We start from the raw sequence: 16,385 nt of genomic DNA on the forward strand, positions 1-16,385 counted from the left end.
TTAGTCTTCATTTTTGATTTATTTGATTTATTTGATATTTTTTCAAACAATATTGGTTTTCTGCTGTTTTGATCGTAAACTAAATATCTTCAGTCATGCAATTTTGGCAGCTCAAACTTCTTGCGTTTTACACTGGAACCCAAAGCTGGAAATGGGTCTATACCTGTTTTATGAGTAAAAAAGGAAATGCTTGTTATATAACAGGTTGAATTGTTTTTATTATAGCATACATATACAGCCCCTCTATTCAATACCGGAATATAAATGGCCTTGAACACAGCATACGGAACCCATATATGAAAATATCCAATTGTCTTGACAGGTAAATTAAATATAGGGCCTGTAACTACATATAACTTTTGATATTTTAAAGCCAACAATCTTGTTTGGTGTTCTATCCAATTCCATTTTCCACTATTCAAATGATGATCTTGTGGAATAATATTTTTCCATATGAAAGTCTGAACTTGTGAATTATAGTCAGGCATATCCCCACTAGGAGTCATGTGACCACGATCATAACCTGTTTTAATATAATTTCTTATAACAGAATTTTTATAATCAAAATGTCCATATCGTTTCATACGAAATGTGGATTGGATTTGATCCTTGGTTAATATTTCTGCTGAATATATATTTCCAAATGTAATATCTGAATATCCGATTGCATACTTGTTATAACAAGTGTTATGAGTAACGATATTTACTTTTGGAGGTTTATTGTTTAAATAAAATTGCGAACAGGTTGTTTGTGATTTAACGTTTTCAATAAAATATATAGAAAAGCAAAATAGAAAAAATAATCGTAACATATATACTAATAAATTGGATAAATTAATTAACAAGATATGGAAAATCTTAATATCAATTTATCCATTATTTATCATAAACTCTAGTCTTTGCTAGAGACAATTATCCATTTTGATAAAAATGTATCATACGAGTTGAACTCGTGCAAGTGTTATTTTTATTTTTTTATCGGGGAGGATAAAAAACCCCTATTATTACAAAAGGGTTTTTAGGTTTTCTATAATGCCACTTATAAGTAGTTCCTAAATATAAATATAAATCTTTTTTTTGGAAAAAATTATCTAAATATTGTTTTTTAACTTTTTCAACAGCTTCTTCTTCACTATTTGAATTTTTCAAACAATTAAGATATAATTGCCCAACCTCCCAATCTATAATACTTAACGTGCTTTTCTTATCCTGATCATCAATAAATTCATAAAAAAATTTTTTTGATAATAATGGCATTAAATCGCGCTTGTTAGTATCGGATAAATCAAAAAAATCAGGTTGTTCCACCATACCCCTATAAAATATTTCCTGTTTCTTTTTATCAACGTCTTTAACATGGAAATTAATAAATTTTTTTGGTTTAAATATCGCTAAGGAAATTTTATTTTCATAAGCTAAATTTATAATTTCATTTTTATTTTTATAAATTTTACTTTTTTTAAATATTATATCTTTCCGCTTTTCCCATCCATCTTTTTGAGTATCAATCAATTCACCTGGTTTAATTTTTTCTACATCTACGATTCTATAACTTTCTGGACGTGTATCTTTTGTATTTTTTTCTATTTTAGCTTCAATCCATTGATACTTTTTATAACGATTTTTATAATCGCAAAACCGGAAAGGTATAGGATATAATCTAATCCATGATCCATCCTCTCTAAATCCAGCGGTACAAACGGTTTCAATATATTTAGAAGAACGACTTGGATATGTTTTTACTACAATAAAAATTTTAGCATTTTCCATTTTTACCTTCTTAAATATGTTTTATTTTGTAATTCCAATCCGGTCTGGATGCTAGTAACTTTGCCACTCTACTTCTATGACATTTTATATATACAGATTCGAAACAAGTTATTGCAATTCTTTTGTTATTGTCCATTATAACTTTTAATTTATCCAAATATTCCGACTTTTCCGTAGAAATATATTTTTCATATGAATCAAATAAATTATCATAATCATTTTGAGTATTTAATTCTTTTCTAGATTCCGAAACAATTCCCAATTCTGGTAAGTGACAATATTCAATATTTAACTGTTTTAATATTTGTTTTAATGAATCTTTAGAAAATCCATACTTACGACTTATTGCATTTTTTCTTACATCACAAAGAACACTTATATTATTCTTAATTAAACTGTTTAAATAATTCTCAAGTGTGATTCCTTCATATCCAATAGTAAAAAATGTAGAGTCTTGTTGCCTTGGTCGTATTTTATTAATTAGATATAACTCATCTTTATTCAATATTTCAGAAATGATCTGGCTTTTTATTCCATAATAAGGATAGTTTTTAAAAATATAACGGCTTAATTCTTTATTTTTAAGATATTTAAAACGATTTATAAATAATGTAAGTCTTTTTTGCTCTATATTATCCAACTCATTGATATAATCATTACTTGTTATCAATCTCCATTTATCACTGGAATCGATCAATCCAAAATCAATCAATTTCCGACGATCTGCATAAGATTGATATGAAAAACAACCATATTTAGAAGGGATAAATTCATAACTTTTATTTTCCTGATATAAAATTGTATATAAAAAAAGATATTCCTGTAATTCCAAGCTAGACAAACACCCATCAAACACCTGCAATAGTGCAAGCAATAATTTTTGACGTTTATAAAGTTTAATATTTTTTCTATAAGACATAATATTTATAATTTTATTAGATGGGTGAAGAATATATTTTACCAATATCACTTTCCATTATCTCTTCCAAGCGTATGCAGGCCGAATTAATATTCCCGTACAGTTTATTTTTCTCGATATTCAAACGTTTCCCTATTTCCTGACAATCCATATTCCCTATTGAAAGCATGACAATGATATCGCTGTTGAATACGCCAAGCATATTCCTGATCTTGAAAAGCTTTTCAAATGCACGACTTTGCCTGAATGTTGGTCCAAAATCACGTCCGTATATCTGCTTGTTATGGAAAAGATCACCTATTGTCGCATATATGTTCTTTGTCCTTCCAACAGACTGTTCACACAATATCGCGAACCTGTCCAGGCAATCCCTTTGTTTCTGTGTTATTACGCAACGACTTAGAAGCCTGTCATACGAACATTGACGACGTATCCTTGTCTCTTTCTGCTTTGGATTTGCAGGATTTACACCGATTTCCAGGACAATTTCACGTGCTGCAAAACGTTTCTCGAGATTATGCAACTTTATAATCGGGGGAATTGACCTTGTATTCCTGTTTTTTCTTGCCATGCTCTAAATATTCCATTGCCTGATCAGTTTTTAATGGATATGCGATCCAGTTCTGCGGTCGGTCTTTTCCATCCATGGTCGAACACGAACCATGCATAGGTCTGGGTGCCGCTGTTTCTTGAAACATTCTGGTAATCGCCTGGATACATCGTTATCCTCTCGACGAATGTATGAACCCGCGCAAGCTTGCCAAGCCTGAACAGATCCTCGCGTGCCATTGATGCATAGAATGTTATGTTGAGGAACAGATAGACACGGTGTCTTGACTGTCTCAACGCTTTCCATGCAATCTTTTCAGCATGTTTGTAAGGATGATTGGATATGATGCAATCCCACCGCCTTTCATTTTCATACTCAAGAAAATCACGTTGCTGGAAACGGGTTGTTCTGTACCCCCTGTCCTCGATATCGCCACCCTCCACATTATGGTAACCATGTTCATAAAGGGTATTGAGTATGTTTCCCTGTCCACAGCATGGGTCAAGAATTGTGTTCCCCAACCCACCGTATATTTCCTCCGCCCTGATCAAGGCTCTGGTACATTCCACAGGCTCGACGTACCAGTCATTTTTCTCACGTTCTGTCATGTAAAAATTCCTAGAAAGGTATTCCGTCATCATGGAAACCGTCATTGTTTCCCGATGAATTCTGGTCACGTCTCTGATTGCCGATATTTATGAGACTACCCCTGTAATCACTGACAACGATCTCGGTAACATGCCGTCTGTTTCCCATATTGTCGTCCCATGTGCGGGTCTTGATCCTGCCCTCTATGTAGACCTGATCACCCTTTTTAAGGTATTTTTCCGCATATCCAGCCATGTTATCGCTAAATACAACAATCCTGTGCCAATCGGTCAGCGTTTTCGTTTCACCCGTATTTTTGTCCCTGTATCTTTCACCAGTCGCAACAGACAACAAAGCAACTTTACTTCCCTGCTGCGTTGACTTCATTTCAGGATCACGACCAAGACGACCGACAATGATTACCTTGTTTATGCTACCGGACATAAATCGTTTCCCTTTTTTATTCTTAGATAAGCTTGATCCAGGTATTTTTTCTCTTTTTCGATCATCCATCCTGACCTGTTGTTTAGTAATGCGGATAAAACCACAGATCCAACGCCACCAAATGGATCAAGTATATTGTCTTTCTCTCTTGTCAAACAAAGAACAAAATTATTGATCAGTTTCAAAGGTGACTGACAAGGGTGATCCATCTTTTCAGGATTGTTTCCCGTGATATTTGGTGTATCAACCAATTCATATTTGAAACTGTCCGCTATCCAGAAATCAGTTGGATTTTTACCAAGTTTATTACAGCTGTAACTACCTTTGTTTATTCCCTTGTATGATTTCTTTTTAGGATATTTTTGTGGAATACGTACTGGATCAACATTAAAGTAATATTCCCTATTTTTCGTGAACCATAGACACGTTTCATATCTACCAGAAAACCGTTTGCTGCAATGATATCCCCAATTGTAGTGCCAAATTATCCTGTTCTGGAAATAGAAACCTTCATTTTCAAACAATGGAAAGAATTTGATATCAAGAGGAACTCTCCTGCCATTTAATACCCAATTCCCCAATTGGAAAACTATGCTTCCATTTGAAGTTAACAATTCACGGCATTCTTTAACAACACCACTCATGTATGATGAATAATCTTGCCAATCTAATATGATTTTTTCATATTCCTTACCAATATTGTATGGAGGTGATGTAAAAATGAGTTGGAAATGGTTTTTCGGTAACTTCTTCAGTTCCGATAAAGCATCCCCATGAATTAATTTCGCTTTACCGGACATCTTATTTCCCCACCAGTTTGCTTATCTGTTCTTCGCTCATTCCTGAAACGACAAGCTGGCTTTTGTAATAAGATGGGATGATTAATGAAGGAATAATCAATATTGATAAAATTATTATCGCTGTAGATAATAGATTAATACATTTAAAACAATTTTTTTTAAAATACTCAGGTGAATCTATACTAGTGATAGATATCATAATTATAATAGCTGATAATACTATTACAAAAATACCACCAACTACAGAAATAACATCACATAATCCATGTAAAGTAACATACATGGTTTTTGCATGGTTAATTGCGTTTATGTCCATTTCCATAATCCTTTAAATAAGCATCCAAATCCTCCATGACCGGAATTCCATATTCCTTCATTAATGGAACAAGAAAGTTATTGAGTGCAAAAAGCCTGTTTTCCAATGTTTCTTTTGATACTTTTGTATTATTGCAATACTTGCCAGGATTTGTTGATCTTTCCTGTATTTGTAAAAGAACCAGTGTCAGATGGGCTGAAATAGCCCTGGACAACTTTTCATTGCTCTTTAACATCGCGGATATATCAAAAACAACCTCATCGATTTTATTTTCGTTTTCAGGGGATATTTTGATATTATAGTTTTTTGTAACCTGTTTGTTTTCCATCATGCAACTCCCACAATCAATCCTGCATTGCTGATTATCTCAAACTGACGTTTTGCACTTTCAACCAGCCTGATTTTTTCAAGAAAAATATTCCTTATTCTCTCGTCATCAATTTCATTCATTTTCTCTGTAAGAAACTGGATGATCCGGTCATGATCCCTTCTCGAGATATCATCCGGGAAATACCTTTCAACCAGTTCATCCATCTCGGCAACAAGATTGTCAACAGGTTTCAAACGCTCCCTGATTGCCCTTATCCTGAACCTGTATTCCTCCTCCTCTTTTTCCCTTATCCTTTCCTCTTTCACGCGTTTTCTTTCCATCTCTTCCAGAACGTTATCTTTCCCTGATGAAAATACGCCATTCACAATAGATTTCAGATTTTCGATTTCGTCATCCAGTTTCTTTTTTTCCTCATCAAAAACCTGCTTTATCTCGTTCGCTGACGGGAAGAATTTGCTGATGGTTGACAACCTGTAGGCAATTGTCTCGTTGAATATACAATCCGGATAATTCCGGAATGTTCCATAGGTCGCCTTCACCCTGAAACTGAAATCATTTTTTCCGTAGGGATTTGCGACTTGCACATTCACAATCGACAGCACCTTGCAGACAGTTTCCATTGTCAGCGGAATTGAGGACATGTTTATCAATCGATCAAGATGCTCTTTCGCCTCCCGACGTGATTTATCATCGATACAGACAGGTTTTGAAGAGATAACCAGGTCAGTCATGCCTTCTCGTGAATATCTGGAATGACATGTCTGATTTTTAAACTGTCTGATCCATTGCGGAATGGAAGCGATAACCATCTGCAGGGATTGATTGCCTGACGTTCTTACCTGGTTCATCAAAAACCTCCGTATCGTTCATTGTGTTCCTCAATCATCCAGTCAAACTTTCCCGGTTTTTCCTGACTGCAATTTTGCCAGTTTTTCCTTGGGAAAGGATGAATATTCCGGTATTGGGACGATCTTCTGCACCAGTTGCGCCACGTCGCGTTCCAGTCCCGTTTTTTGGCATTCGCTCCAGCCTTTGAACGCCAATAATCACAGAACTCCCCGTGAGTTTTCTCTGGATCAATCCCCTCATCCAACGCGCACTGACGGTTTTTATCTGTCAGCTCCCAATCGTCTGGCAAAATTGTTCCAGCCAATGGATTTCTGGATTTTGGCTTGACCTGCTTTTTTTCATCAGGGGGAATTAAAGGGGGTATATTATCTACGTTAGTAGATATATCTTGTTCTTTATTCTTGTTCTTGTTCTTATATATAGACGAATCTTGATTTATTGGCTGTTTACCGCCAATCTGTGTAACACTTTTGGTAACACTACCGGTAACAGGGGTGGTAACACCGTCGGTAACAGTCTTGGTAACAGAAGGCGTGACAGACCTGGTCATGCGTCGACAAAAGATAACACCGTTTTCGTCTTTTGATAAAACACCTTTCCTCTCCAGTTCCGCCAGATAACGGATGACATATTGTTTGTGACCGTTTGTGAAATTGGCTATTTGAGTAACCGTCATCGGCTGTCCGTTCAATTCCAGATATCCGTAACGATCAGACCGTGTCATGAGACCGATCAACTCAAACCACAAACCTCTTGCGCCATAAGAACAGCTTTGAAGATTTATATCGAGTTGCCAGTCTTTGAAATAAAACTTTACCCAGCTATGATTTTTCGGCATATTTGTCATGATAATTCCCCTTCCGTATGGTTCCTGGGAAAAATCGATGTTTCATATATATCGTGGACTGGATATACTTTTTCTGTAAAGTAAGACCCTTTTATATTTACCGGGTTTACAATTCTTGAATCATTCTCTAATTTTGTCATCGCTCTTACTTTCAAAAGAGTGGGCATTGTGGGGTGTCTCGTCTTCCAAACTCTGACCCCCACAATTGATTGTTTCCTGTCTATATTTTTTCATCTACATACCCAACGCATGACGATAGACATCAAATAGATTTTCCTGTTCATCCACCTCAGATGGTGTCTTTTCCCGTGCCTTGATTATCCTTCTGATCACGGGAACATCAAATCCGGCAGATTTTGCCTCTGCATAGATATCCCTGATATCACTTGCCAACCCTTTTCGTTCCTCTTCCAGACGCTCGATACGTTCAACAATTGTACGAAGACGATCAACGGCTATACCTCCGGCTTCCTGTTTATTTTCAGTTTCGTTCATAAATTGTATCCTTTCTTGATTGTCATGTACTTTTCAAGAACATTCTCGTTTTTCTTTTCCGCATATGTCTTGTTTTTCCTGCACATGACAAGTCTTTTCAGGGCATAGACATTGACACCATGTCTTTCGGCATTTGAATATATTCTCCTGATATCCTCGTTGATACATTTTTTATCAACCTCGAAATCCTCTATTTTATCGACCGCCTCGCATAAATATTTCCTGAATTCCTGTTCACTGACCATTGTCTATATACTCCTTTATATCGCTGGTTCAGTCCCTTCCTATTTTCCATCCTGTTTTACCTTTTCCTGCAAATCACGATTAACCTCCAGCAATTTTCTGGCCTGATTATTCATGATAATGACTTGAGACCATATTTCCCCTTTACATAATGCAAAAGACAGAAAACCCAATCGCAATTCGATAAAGCCATCACCATGATCAAATCCAAAACCACGCCAAGCAGCTGTTATAATTCCTGTAAACACTCTCTGGTTTCCTTTACTGTTTTGATGATCTCTTTTTCCAATTCAGGACAATCAGCCATTAGGGTAATCAAGTCCTGCATTCTCGGTGCGTTTTTACCATATAGCCAGTTTTTGAAAGTGACCATTGACCAACCACGCTTGACAGCGACAAGCTTAGGAGCGTTACGCACTTTTCCATATCTTTTCTGTATGTGTCGTTGTGTCATCTCAACACAAAATTCATTGGTAACCATGGTAAAAATTTTACACTTTTTTTGACTAAAAATTTTCAACAATTTCCTCCATAACTATAACTGTTCGTCAAAATAGTTATGGAGGAAGAAGGTATGGGCTTGAGAATTTTTTCTAACTCCCCTGTATTTTTTTAAAAATATCAGGACGCAATTCTTCACGGGGGATACCTGTCATATGTTCAACCTCGACTACCCGCTTGGGTGGTACCTGTTTCCATTGACAAACAGCAGAATGTGAAATCCCTAATTTTTTCCCCCAATAAGAAGGGCCGCCTGTTTTATTAATAAGTTTTTTTAAATTCATCATGATATCACTGTAAGAGATTCTTACCTAAAAATCAATATAAAAAGTAAGTAAAACAGTCACAATAATTATTAATTTATAGTTTTATGGAAAAATGGAAACTTTAGGTCAAAAAATTAAGAGACTAAGACTGCTTAGAAACCTTTCTCAAGTCACGGTCGCGGACGCCATAGGAATTACGCGCCCATTCTTGACCGGCATTGAAAGAGGAAGAGAGGCTCCAGGAAGGGAAACTCTGGTCTCGTTGGCAAATTTTTTTGAAGTTTCCGTAGATTGGCTTGTCAATAGCCAGAATAAAGATGAAGCCACTTACACGCTCAATAAAAAAGAGGCTCGGTTACTATTCGCCTTTAGAAACATGAACCCGGAAAAAGCGGATATGTTTCTAAAGCTGATGACTGATGCCGCCCAACATAATGAGAAAAACTGTAATTAGTGAGGTCAGTAACGGTGGGGGTTTTGTGTATTGCAACCCTTTATTCGACACCATGGAATTATACTCATATGACTCCTGAAGAAATGGTTTAGTTCAAAAGCTATTAACGACAGAACTGGAGATAATTGAACAACTTGCTGATATGTATAAATTAGATAGTGAAAAAAATATGATTGAGTATAAAAATATTCGATCGACTATGCAATATGCATGGGTAATCTTTATTAGTGCTCCATTAATTGCCTTTTTAATTGCATTATGGATTTGTCCTCCTATTATTTAGGTTTAATTTTATCACGGTGAGATTCGTTATTTATATTATTTATGGGTATTTTTTTTATTATTAATATCTGATTGGGTTGTGTCTTTTCTAAATTATTGGAGTCGTTCTCAGTAAAAATGTTATGATCACGTAGTGGTTTAGGTGGTGCTGGTTTTTTAGCCATTGATATTTCCTTATAATAATTTTTTATGACCGATAAAACCAGTCATTTCCAATTTTATAATCAAAAAAAAAATAAAAGTAAATTTTTCTTACATTTCCTATTGACAGTAATGTAAGAATGCCTTACTGTAGATTACAGGAATGATTAAACACCCTTCAACCAACACTATAAAGAGGCAAACCATGAAACATGACATAGATTCCAAATGGTTAAACAAGGGACAGGTATGCCAGCGATTAGGTGGCATTAATTATACAACCCTGGACTATCTGATCAGTGAAAATAATTTTCCTCAAGGGTTCAAGGCAAAAGTTGTTCGTTTTGTTAAATGGTATATTCCCGCCATTGAGGCATGGGAACGAAAACAGTTTAACATTCTTCCTCAAAAAGGAATCCCACAGATGGAAAGGATATGACAAAAGCCACATCCTAGTTTTATTTACAAGGTCAATGAACAAACGTTATAAAATATAATTAGCGTTAAGCTAATTATAAGTCAATAGGATAATTTAGCTAATGGCTATGAATTTTAATATGATTTCAGATAACTTCTTAAGTATGACACTTAACGAACGGCTGAGAATATTAAGATTAAATAAAGGCGAAGGGCAAGCGGAGATTGCCGCGGTTGCTGACGTGTCTATTCCTACCGTTAGTGAATGGGAGTCTGGGAAAAAGAACCCAAGCCGTAAGAAGCTCATTTTATTAGCTGACCATTATAACGTAACTCTTGACTATCTTATCCAAGGCATTGAAAGGAAAGAGTTATCTATAAATGAAAAAGAACTTATCGATTTATATCGCAAAGCCCCCGACAATATTAAAGGTGCAGTTTTTACTCTTTTACAAAGTGCGATAATCAATAAAAATTAGCAAATTAATTTATTAATTTAGCATAAAGTTAAATATTTCTCTTTACAATATTTTAGCTTAAAGCTAATATAGATTCATAAAGGAAACAAAAACCTTTTGATTGGCTACAGTACAAACAAAAAAAAGACCGAGCAGTAACTCGATCTTTTCCCTAACCCCTAGTGGAGTAAAAAACAATGTATCTTATCAATACATTAAAAAAAATGTTTTGTCCAGAAAATTCTTCCAGTGAAATCGACAACCGGTATGACAGTCATGATTCGTATATCATTCATTTTTATGAATCAGAAATACTGGAAATGAAAAACAGGATTTGTTTATTGAAAGACAATATCAAAAAAATGGAGCGTTGTGAAATAAGGATAGCCGGTCTCAATCAGGAAAGGGCGAAACATTACCGTGACCAGCGTGAGGAATATGAACGCCAGGTTAAAGAACTGCAAAAGAATATCTCCCTAAGAGAGGCGATGATTGATGCAAATCATTCAATTTGTGGAATGAAAGGCATAAATGGCCATGCATGATACTGATATAGACAGTTTCCTGAAAGAGAAACATAACGACCTGATCAAACCGATTTTCAATGAGTATGTTCAGATCATGAAAAGAGAGAATATGCCGGACGATCATAGATTGGCTGAATCCGTGTATACATTGAACAGGTTCGTTGGTGCGATAAAATCGTTTACGGAACTGGCAAAATTAAAGCTGACTGAAAACATGCAAAAAGATGGTGTCTTAAGCTACAAGACAAAAGACCTGACAGTTTCCCTTGTCAGTCCGGTTCCGTCCTGCATCATATCTGATCCCGACATTATTTCCAGGCAGCATCCTGAGTTAATGTCCCCTCCCAAACCTGACAAGACCGAGATAGCGAAAAGACTTCGCAAGGGTGAGGAAATAAATGGAGCGTATCTGAATAATGGTGGGCCACCAACATTGAGAATTACGCCGGTAAGTAAAAATGCAAATCCATATGCGGGAGAAAATAGCCATGAACAATAAAGTAGTCACACTTCCAAGGGAAAACCTGCCTGTTCAATCTGTTCAATCAATTCAACATAAGCAACCTGTCGGATTAAGAAAAAAGTTTGAACCAAACAGTTTTCAGGAATTGCTTTTATTTTCCGATAGATTGGCAAGAACAAACTTTGTTCCCAAAAATTACAGGGGTAAACCGAATGACATATTCTGCGCAATCCAGATGGGTGCCGAGCTTGGACTTTCCCCAATGCTTTCCTTGCAGAACATAGCCGTTATAAATGACAGGCCTTCCATCTATGGCGATGCGATGCTTGCGATATGCAAGGCATCCCCTCTTTGTGAAAGTATAGAGGAGTATCTTGACGGGGATCAGTCACAAATCGAGACATTGACCGCGATATGCAAGGTCAGGAGAAGAGGTTTCAAAAATGGGATAACAGGCTCTTTCAGCTGGGAAGATGCCAAAACCGCGGGACTTGCGACAAAAGCGGGGGCATGGACATCATACCCAAAAAGAATGCTGCAAATGAGGGCCCGTGGTTTCGCTCTCAGGGACGCTTTTCCTGATTTGCTGAATGGCCTGATAACCCGTGAAGAGGCAAATGATTACCAGCATGAGGAAAACGGTTTCAGACAGAAAGATGACAGTCATTCGTGCGATGACAATAACAGGTTTAGCAACCAAATTGAGCATGACGGTGATGGCAACCTGTCAAGCAATGACATTGAGGATAAATATGAACGCTGTTTACAATATATCAACACAATAGAAACAACCAGGAAACTTGAGGATTTTACACTACATTCAAAATTCATAAATCTATGTAGTGAGATAAGTCCTGAACAGAAAGAAAGGCTGTATGAACTTGTAAATCAAAAGGCTGATAGTCTCAATCAGGAAAGTAAGGATATTCCTAAACAGGAAAGTCCTGATGATTTCATTGAAGAAATGCCTGACTGCTGATTGACAGGGGATATATTGAAATGCTGGAAATTCATGAAAAAAACAGTATAAAACCTGACCAATGGTACGATTGCAATGGAAGGGATTTTTACAATTTTGCGGTTGACAGATTAATGCCAAGCCAGTTGGAAGTATGGGGATACCGCTATTATGAGGATGATCCGAATTACAGGGACGAAACGGATGAACTGTTTTATCTGACCCGTCTTGGCGGCATAATTTCATACGGTCTTGATGATAATTATGACGAGGTGGCGATACTTACATCATCAATCAGCTGCTGGAGAATGAGACCGCAAAAATTAAAAGAAATAAACCGCTGACACAAGGATTTGCCAAATGGATATGATTGTGTTGCTGACAATATTGATATCCAGTTCCGCATGGTTTGGATACGCATTGTCAAACGTTATGAATAATAGAAATAAACACCAGTGATTAAATGAGGCGAGATCATGAATAACAAATTATCATCTATCGTGAAAAAATCAGCAAGAAAACGATTTTGTCTAACTGTCAGGCAATTCGCGATAATGACAATGGTCTATATGGATGGAATTGAGGACAGTACGGGTTACTATGCAAACGATCTCAATCTATCAAGAGCGGATGTTTGCAAGGCACTCAATCGCCTGGAAGAAATACATCTTGTAAAACGTGAAAAACATTTATGCGATGACAGAAAAATCAAGGTTACAAAAACCGATACCGGTATCCAGTACATGAAAAATATTGGTGCCATTCATTAATATAAAAGATCAAACAAGACAAAATAGACTGCCGATACAATGAATAAAGATCATATTAAAATAGAAAGTGATGATATCAATCTTATAGTTGAAAAAATTATTCAACAAATAGATAAATATATCAATAATGAGAATAAATTTTTCAGCCTTCAGGGTTTGCAAAAAAGATATGACCTGCCAAAGCTGGATAGAAGAACCCTGATTGATATGTCCAATAAAAAGGGATTCCCGAAACCATTACAGTTTTCAGAAAAGAGGGATATATGGTTGAGAAGTGAAGTAAAGGAATGGGAAGAGAAAATCAAAAAGGAACGCAACTGATCACCTCCTGGTCATCATGGTCAATTCCCTTACTGGTCTCAGTCCGTCAAACAGTAAATCCGCCCATATCTGGTATAACTGTTTTCTTCTTTCAGAATGTTCCGCACGATTATATGCTGCCTCAACCATATTTTTTGGTGAATGTGCCAGCATCATATCAATGATAGAGCGATCTTCTGGATATTTTTCATTCATGATACTTGAAAAAGACGCTCTGAACCCATGCGGTGTATGAATATCTTTATAACCAGCTCTGTTGATTAAATATCCCATCGCATTTTCACTCATTGGTTTCAGTATCGAGCGATCACCTGGAAATACATACGGACTGTTTCCAGAAAAATTTTTTACCTCATTCAATATTTCCCTTGCCTGACTGGATAGAAAAACCCTGTGCCCTTTTTTCATTTTCATACGTTGCGATGGTATTGACCATACATCTCCATCAATCTCATCCCATCGCATTCCCCGCAATTCTCCAGGCCTTACAAATACAATCGATAATAAGCGTATGGCAAGCTTGGTTATCGGTTTTCCAGGTTCCAGTTCAATTTTATTCAGCATTTCCTTTAGTGATTCGAGATTGGTAATAGCGGGCTGCTTTCTTTTCCTTACAACTTTTTTCAATGAACCTTTAACGAGATAGGCCGGATTATTCTCTTTATAAATTCCAATTGAAATGGCGTAGTTGAAAACAGATTCGATTCTTTGCCTTATTCTATGGGCGGTTTCAATCGATCCTTTATTTTCTATTTTTTGCAATAACCCGTAAATCAGCGGGGTATTGATATCATGAATAACCAGATGCCCTATATGAGGAATGATATTTTTCCGCAGTGAGGTCATTACATCATTGGCGTGCCGTTTTGTCCATCTATCCCTGTTTAGATTCCACCATCTGTTTACAATATTCTCAAACGTGTTTTCCTGCTGTATGGATTGAAAATATTTTTGTTGCAATTTGGCGATTCCAGGATCAATGCCTTTTGCTATATCCTGCTTTGCCTCATCTCTAGCTTTTCTTGCATCCGCCAGTGAAACCTGTGGATATGAACCGAAAGTCAACAGTTTCTCTTTTTTTGCGAAAGTGTATTTGAAACGCCATATCTTGGAGTTTGCTTTTGTGATAACCAGGTATAGACCGCGTTCATAAAGCTTGTTTCTACCCTTTTCCTGATATTTGGCTGTTTTTATGGCTTTATCCGTTAACATCGATATACCCCAAGATGAAAAATCATATACCCCAGAATATACCCCAATATTAAATGCGTTCAAATGTTTTATAATGTAGGATAATGTTTGTTAATTTACTTAAAAATACCAGTTTTCTGCGGGAAATGTTGGGTAATGTGGGATAATGTTTTATTGAATGGCGGAGAAGGTGGGATTCGAACCCACGGTACGCTATTCACGCACGGCGGTTTTCAAGACCGCTGCCTTAAACCACTCGGCCACCTCTCCGACTTATGAAAACTTCATATATGATTTAACGTGGATTTGGCAAGCATTTTTTTTACTTTTATTAATAAAACTGATTTTGAAAATGAAATATCATTATAAGATTAATTTGTTTAGATTAATAATAAAATAAAACATTAAATCGCCAAATCTTTGATAGAGTGACAAACATATCAGATATTTCTTGATTATGTCTTATAAACCTTCTTTTTATCGGATATTTTATTACAATATTGTGCAATGATCGCAATTACAAATAGCTGAATTTGATGAAAAATCATTAAAGGCAATATTATCATTCCCACCATTGAGGGAGGCAATAACACGTTTGCAATTGGAACCCCGGAAGCTAGAGATTTTTTTGATCCACAAAAAACAATGCTGATTTGGTCCTGCCAACAAAATTTAAAAAGTTTCGATAGCAAAAAAGAAATTATTAAAATTGAATCTAGTAAAACCACGTCGATTAAAATCAGTTTCATAAGCTGATACAAGGATAATTTGTACCATAAACCCATATTCACTGCCTGACTAAAAGCTGTATAAACAACAATCAGGATTGACCCGCGATCAGAACAGGATAAAAGACGGGAATTTTTTAATGCCCATTCCCTTATCCACGGCTGCAGGATCTGTCCCATGATAAAGGGTAATAACAATTGGTAAACTATGTTAAGATTATCTCTTGAAAAAATAGCCTGATGATGATTTGAAAATATTGATCCAACCAAAAAAGGAGTTATGAAAATTCCCAGAATATTTGAGGCAGTAGCTGAACATATTGCAGCCGGCACATTTCCTTTTGCGATTGATGTAAATGCAATTGACGATTGTACTGTAGATGGTAAACAGCATAAAAAAAGAATGCCCATCCATAAGTCAGGCAATAACATTTTTGGGAATAAATAATGCAAGCCTAATCCCAGTATAGGAAAAATGACAAACGTACATGCAAAAATTAGTAAATGTAATCTCCAGTGAAAAATACCCTCAATCACTGCTTGACGAGATAACCTTGCACCTTGCAAAAAAAACATAAGAGCAATGGCTATTACAGCCAGATTGTTAAAAAAAAGAACACCCGAACCGTGACATGGAAAAAAACTTGCCATTGCAACGGTCATTAATAGTAAAATTAAAAACGGGTCCAGATATTTCGGCATTGAAAATCCTTAATCTTTTAGTTTTGATCCAAATCATTATCCAACTATTATAAT

General features: G+C 36.1%; 28 protein-coding genes and 1 tRNA gene. 9 read left to right on the plus strand and 20 right to left on the minus strand.

The window, feature by feature from the left end; genetic code table 11:
* Positions 1 to 89 precede the first annotated feature (89 nt).
* The 16 genes from H3T44_RS01750 to H3T44_RS01825 form a co-directional block, all read right to left on the minus strand.
* Positions 90 to 812 carry a DNA/RNA non-specific endonuclease gene (locus H3T44_RS01750; protein WP_198195750.1) on the minus strand — a complete coding sequence of 241 codons (723 nt, stop codon included), beginning with the start codon at positions 810 to 812 and terminating at the stop codon, positions 90 to 92.
* Positions 813 to 975: 163 nt separating this feature from the next.
* Positions 976 to 1,770, minus strand: a complete 795-nt coding sequence (locus H3T44_RS01755; RefSeq protein ID WP_198195752.1) for a hypothetical protein — start codon at positions 1,768 to 1,770, stop codon at positions 976 to 978.
* Between the two features lie 10 nt (positions 1,771 to 1,780).
* On the minus strand, positions 1,781 to 2,734 hold the full coding sequence (locus H3T44_RS01760; RefSeq protein ID WP_198195753.1) for a DUF488 family protein: 954 nt from the start codon (positions 2,732 to 2,734) through the stop codon (positions 1,781 to 1,783).
* Entirely contained in the window at positions 2,706 to 3,260 is a 555-nt protein-coding gene (locus H3T44_RS01765) for a hypothetical protein (RefSeq protein WP_198195755.1), read from the minus strand. Before H3T44_RS01765 ends, H3T44_RS01760 begins: the two co-directional genes overlap by 29 nt.
* Positions 3,261 to 3,283: 23 nt before the next feature.
* Positions 3,284 to 3,847, minus strand: coding sequence for a hypothetical protein (locus H3T44_RS01770; protein WP_198195757.1), 564 nt, complete (start codon positions 3,845 to 3,847; stop codon positions 3,284 to 3,286).
* A gap of 10 nt (positions 3,848 to 3,857) precedes the next feature.
* Positions 3,858 to 4,271, minus strand: a complete 414-nt coding sequence (locus H3T44_RS01775; protein WP_198195758.1) for a single-stranded DNA-binding protein — start codon at positions 4,269 to 4,271, stop codon at positions 3,858 to 3,860.
* Positions 4,256 to 5,071: a site-specific DNA-methyltransferase gene (locus H3T44_RS01780; protein ID WP_198195760.1), complete on the minus strand. Its 816-nt coding sequence runs from the start codon at positions 5,069 to 5,071 to the stop codon at positions 4,256 to 4,258. The genes H3T44_RS01775 and H3T44_RS01780 overlap by 16 nt, the downstream gene beginning before the upstream one ends.
* A gap of 1 nt (position 5,072) precedes the next feature.
* Positions 5,073 to 5,387: a hypothetical protein gene (locus tag H3T44_RS01785; RefSeq protein WP_198195762.1), complete on the minus strand. Its 315-nt coding sequence runs from the start codon at positions 5,385 to 5,387 to the stop codon at positions 5,073 to 5,075.
* Positions 5,368 to 5,718: a hypothetical protein gene (locus tag H3T44_RS01790; protein WP_198195764.1), complete on the minus strand. Its 351-nt coding sequence runs from the start codon at positions 5,716 to 5,718 to the stop codon at positions 5,368 to 5,370. Before H3T44_RS01790 ends, H3T44_RS01785 begins: the two co-directional genes overlap by 20 nt.
* A complete protein-coding gene (locus tag H3T44_RS01795) occupies positions 5,715 to 6,566 on the minus strand; it encodes a hypothetical protein (RefSeq protein ID WP_198195766.1) in 852 nt (283 codons plus the stop codon). The genes H3T44_RS01790 and H3T44_RS01795 overlap by 4 nt, the downstream gene beginning before the upstream one ends.
* Positions 6,566 to 7,414 (minus strand): hypothetical protein, encoded by an 849-nt coding sequence (locus H3T44_RS01800; RefSeq protein WP_198195768.1) that lies wholly within the window; start codon positions 7,412 to 7,414, stop codon positions 6,566 to 6,568. Before H3T44_RS01800 ends, H3T44_RS01795 begins: the two co-directional genes overlap by 1 nt.
* Positions 7,415 to 7,648: 234 nt before the next feature.
* Positions 7,649 to 7,909 (minus strand): DUF2312 domain-containing protein, encoded by a 261-nt coding sequence (locus tag H3T44_RS01805; RefSeq protein WP_198195770.1) that lies wholly within the window; start codon positions 7,907 to 7,909, stop codon positions 7,649 to 7,651.
* Entirely contained in the window at positions 7,906 to 8,154 is a 249-nt protein-coding gene (locus H3T44_RS01810; RefSeq protein WP_198195772.1) for a GapR family DNA-binding domain-containing protein, read from the minus strand. The genes H3T44_RS01805 and H3T44_RS01810 overlap by 4 nt, the downstream gene beginning before the upstream one ends.
* 39 nt (positions 8,155 to 8,193) lie before the next feature.
* Positions 8,194 to 8,400 (minus strand): hypothetical protein, encoded by a 207-nt coding sequence (locus H3T44_RS01815; protein ID WP_198184654.1) that lies wholly within the window; start codon positions 8,398 to 8,400, stop codon positions 8,194 to 8,196.
* Entirely contained in the window at positions 8,382 to 8,633 is a 252-nt protein-coding gene (locus tag H3T44_RS01820; RefSeq protein ID WP_155569409.1) for a hypothetical protein, read from the minus strand. The genes H3T44_RS01815 and H3T44_RS01820 overlap by 19 nt, the downstream gene beginning before the upstream one ends.
* Positions 8,634 to 8,745: 112 nt before the next feature.
* Positions 8,746 to 8,940: a Cro/CI family transcriptional regulator gene (locus H3T44_RS01825; RefSeq protein ID WP_155569410.1), complete on the minus strand. Its 195-nt coding sequence runs from the start codon at positions 8,938 to 8,940 to the stop codon at positions 8,746 to 8,748.
* Between the two features lie 91 nt (positions 8,941 to 9,031).
* Here H3T44_RS01825 and H3T44_RS01830 point away from each other — a divergent pair, with 91 nt between their 5' ends.
* On the plus strand, positions 9,032 to 9,373 hold the full coding sequence (locus H3T44_RS01830) for a helix-turn-helix domain-containing protein (protein WP_198195774.1): 342 nt from the start codon (positions 9,032 to 9,034) through the stop codon (positions 9,371 to 9,373).
* A 275-nt stretch (positions 9,374 to 9,648) separates the two neighbouring features.
* Here the strand turns inward: H3T44_RS01830 and H3T44_RS01835 are convergent, their stop codons facing one another.
* Positions 9,649 to 9,819 (minus strand): hypothetical protein, encoded by a 171-nt coding sequence (locus H3T44_RS01835; protein WP_198195776.1) that lies wholly within the window; start codon positions 9,817 to 9,819, stop codon positions 9,649 to 9,651.
* Between the two features lie 182 nt (positions 9,820 to 10,001).
* On the opposite strand from H3T44_RS01835, the gene H3T44_RS01840 reads away from it, so the two are divergent.
* The 8 genes from H3T44_RS01840 (at position 10,002) to H3T44_RS01875 (ending at position 13,710) form a co-directional block, all read left to right on the plus strand.
* A complete protein-coding gene (locus H3T44_RS01840; RefSeq protein ID WP_198195778.1) occupies positions 10,002 to 10,235 on the plus strand; it encodes a hypothetical protein in 234 nt (77 codons plus the stop codon).
* A 100-nt stretch (positions 10,236 to 10,335) separates the two neighbouring features.
* Complete coding sequence (locus tag H3T44_RS01845) at positions 10,336 to 10,692, plus strand: helix-turn-helix domain-containing protein (RefSeq protein ID WP_155569414.1); 357 nt, start codon at positions 10,336 to 10,338, stop codon at positions 10,690 to 10,692.
* A gap of 176 nt (positions 10,693 to 10,868) precedes the next feature.
* Entirely contained in the window at positions 10,869 to 11,216 is a 348-nt protein-coding gene (locus H3T44_RS01850) for a hypothetical protein (RefSeq protein ID WP_198195780.1), read from the plus strand.
* On the plus strand, positions 11,209 to 11,697 hold the full coding sequence (locus tag H3T44_RS01855) for a siphovirus Gp157 family protein (protein WP_198184647.1): 489 nt from the start codon (positions 11,209 to 11,211) through the stop codon (positions 11,695 to 11,697). Before H3T44_RS01850 ends, H3T44_RS01855 begins: the two co-directional genes overlap by 8 nt.
* Positions 11,687 to 12,640 (plus strand): hypothetical protein, encoded by a 954-nt coding sequence (locus H3T44_RS01860; RefSeq protein WP_198195782.1) that lies wholly within the window; start codon positions 11,687 to 11,689, stop codon positions 12,638 to 12,640. Before H3T44_RS01855 ends, H3T44_RS01860 begins: the two co-directional genes overlap by 11 nt.
* A 20-nt stretch (positions 12,641 to 12,660) precedes the next feature.
* Complete coding sequence (locus tag H3T44_RS01865; protein WP_198195784.1) at positions 12,661 to 12,963, plus strand: hypothetical protein; 303 nt, start codon at positions 12,661 to 12,663, stop codon at positions 12,961 to 12,963.
* A gap of 132 nt (positions 12,964 to 13,095) precedes the next feature.
* Positions 13,096 to 13,389: a MarR family winged helix-turn-helix transcriptional regulator gene (locus H3T44_RS01870; RefSeq protein WP_155569419.1), complete on the plus strand. Its 294-nt coding sequence runs from the start codon at positions 13,096 to 13,098 to the stop codon at positions 13,387 to 13,389.
* Positions 13,390 to 13,428: 39 nt separating this feature from the next.
* The gene (locus H3T44_RS01875) at positions 13,429 to 13,710 is read left to right on the plus strand and encodes an AlpA family phage regulatory protein (RefSeq protein ID WP_155580639.1); all 282 of its coding nucleotides are present in this window, start codon (positions 13,429 to 13,431) and stop codon (positions 13,708 to 13,710) included.
* Here the strand turns inward: H3T44_RS01875 and H3T44_RS01880 are convergent, their stop codons facing one another.
* From H3T44_RS01880 to H3T44_RS01890, 3 genes are all read right to left on the minus strand, one after another.
* Entirely contained in the window at positions 13,711 to 14,922 is a 1,212-nt protein-coding gene (locus H3T44_RS01880; protein ID WP_198195786.1) for a phage integrase central domain-containing protein, read from the minus strand. It abuts the gene before it with no gap.
* A gap of 158 nt (positions 14,923 to 15,080) precedes the next feature.
* Positions 15,081 to 15,171: transfer RNA gene (locus tag H3T44_RS01885), tRNA-Ser, on the minus strand.
* A gap of 185 nt (positions 15,172 to 15,356) precedes the next feature.
* Positions 15,357 to 16,331 (minus strand): bile acid:sodium symporter family protein, encoded by a 975-nt coding sequence (locus H3T44_RS01890; protein WP_155572040.1) that lies wholly within the window; start codon positions 16,329 to 16,331, stop codon positions 15,357 to 15,359.
* Between the last annotated feature and the right edge of the window lie 54 nt (positions 16,332 to 16,385).

It is taken from the genome of Commensalibacter sp. M0355 (assembly GCF_016101365.1).
Classification (GTDB): Bacteria; Pseudomonadota; Alphaproteobacteria; order Acetobacterales; family Acetobacteraceae; genus Commensalibacter; species Commensalibacter melissae.

Coding starts and splice junctions, on each gene's coding strand:
- H3T44_RS01750 (WP_198195750.1), bottom strand. CDS start 812: ATGTTACGATTATTTTTTCTATTTTGCTTTTCTATATATTTTATTGAA.
- H3T44_RS01755 (WP_198195752.1), bottom strand. CDS start 1,770: ATGGAAAATGCTAAAATTTTTATTGTAGTAAAAACATATCCAAGTCGT.
- H3T44_RS01765 (WP_198195755.1), bottom strand. CDS start 3,260: ATGGCAAGAAAAAACAGGAATACAAGGTCAATTCCCCCGATTATAAAG.
- H3T44_RS01770 (WP_198195757.1), bottom strand. CDS start 3,847: ATGACAGAACGTGAGAAAAATGACTGGTACGTCGAGCCTGTGGAATGT.
- H3T44_RS01775 (WP_198195758.1), bottom strand. CDS start 4,271: ATGTCCGGTAGCATAAACAAGGTAATCATTGTCGGTCGTCTTGGTCGT.
- H3T44_RS01780 (WP_198195760.1), bottom strand. CDS start 5,071: ATGTCCGGTAAAGCGAAATTAATTCATGGGGATGCTTTATCGGAACTG.
- H3T44_RS01785 (WP_198195762.1), bottom strand. CDS start 5,387: ATGGACATAAACGCAATTAACCATGCAAAAACCATGTATGTTACTTTA.
- H3T44_RS01790 (WP_198195764.1), bottom strand. CDS start 5,718: ATGATGGAAAACAAACAGGTTACAAAAAACTATAATATCAAAATATCC.
- H3T44_RS01795 (WP_198195766.1), bottom strand. CDS start 6,566: ATGAACCAGGTAAGAACGTCAGGCAATCAATCCCTGCAGATGGTTATC.
- H3T44_RS01800 (WP_198195768.1), bottom strand. CDS start 7,414: ATGACAAATATGCCGAAAAATCATAGCTGGGTAAAGTTTTATTTCAAA.
- H3T44_RS01805 (WP_198195770.1), bottom strand. CDS start 7,909: ATGAACGAAACTGAAAATAAACAGGAAGCCGGAGGTATAGCCGTTGAT.
- H3T44_RS01810 (WP_198195772.1), bottom strand. CDS start 8,154: ATGGTCAGTGAACAGGAATTCAGGAAATATTTATGCGAGGCGGTCGAT.
- H3T44_RS01820 (WP_155569409.1), bottom strand. CDS start 8,633: ATGGTTACCAATGAATTTTGTGTTGAGATGACACAACGACACATACAG.
- H3T44_RS01825 (WP_155569410.1), bottom strand. CDS start 8,940: ATGATGAATTTAAAAAAACTTATTAATAAAACAGGCGGCCCTTCTTAT.
- H3T44_RS01830 (WP_198195774.1), top strand. CDS start 9,032: ATGGAAACTTTAGGTCAAAAAATTAAGAGACTAAGACTGCTTAGAAAC.
- H3T44_RS01835 (WP_198195776.1), bottom strand. CDS start 9,819: ATGGCTAAAAAACCAGCACCACCTAAACCACTACGTGATCATAACATT.
- H3T44_RS01840 (WP_198195778.1), top strand. CDS start 10,002: ATGAAACATGACATAGATTCCAAATGGTTAAACAAGGGACAGGTATGC.
- H3T44_RS01845 (WP_155569414.1), top strand. CDS start 10,336: ATGGCTATGAATTTTAATATGATTTCAGATAACTTCTTAAGTATGACA.
- H3T44_RS01850 (WP_198195780.1), top strand. CDS start 10,869: ATGTATCTTATCAATACATTAAAAAAAATGTTTTGTCCAGAAAATTCT.
- H3T44_RS01855 (WP_198184647.1), top strand. CDS start 11,209: ATGCATGATACTGATATAGACAGTTTCCTGAAAGAGAAACATAACGAC.
- H3T44_RS01860 (WP_198195782.1), top strand. CDS start 11,687: ATGAACAATAAAGTAGTCACACTTCCAAGGGAAAACCTGCCTGTTCAA.
- H3T44_RS01865 (WP_198195784.1), top strand. CDS start 12,661: ATGCTGGAAATTCATGAAAAAAACAGTATAAAACCTGACCAATGGTAC.
- H3T44_RS01870 (WP_155569419.1), top strand. CDS start 13,096: ATGAATAACAAATTATCATCTATCGTGAAAAAATCAGCAAGAAAACGA.
- H3T44_RS01875 (WP_155580639.1), top strand. CDS start 13,429: ATGAATAAAGATCATATTAAAATAGAAAGTGATGATATCAATCTTATA.
- H3T44_RS01880 (WP_198195786.1), bottom strand. CDS start 14,922: ATGTTAACGGATAAAGCCATAAAAACAGCCAAATATCAGGAAAAGGGT.
- H3T44_RS01890 (WP_155572040.1), bottom strand. CDS start 16,331: ATGCCGAAATATCTGGACCCGTTTTTAATTTTACTATTAATGACCGTT.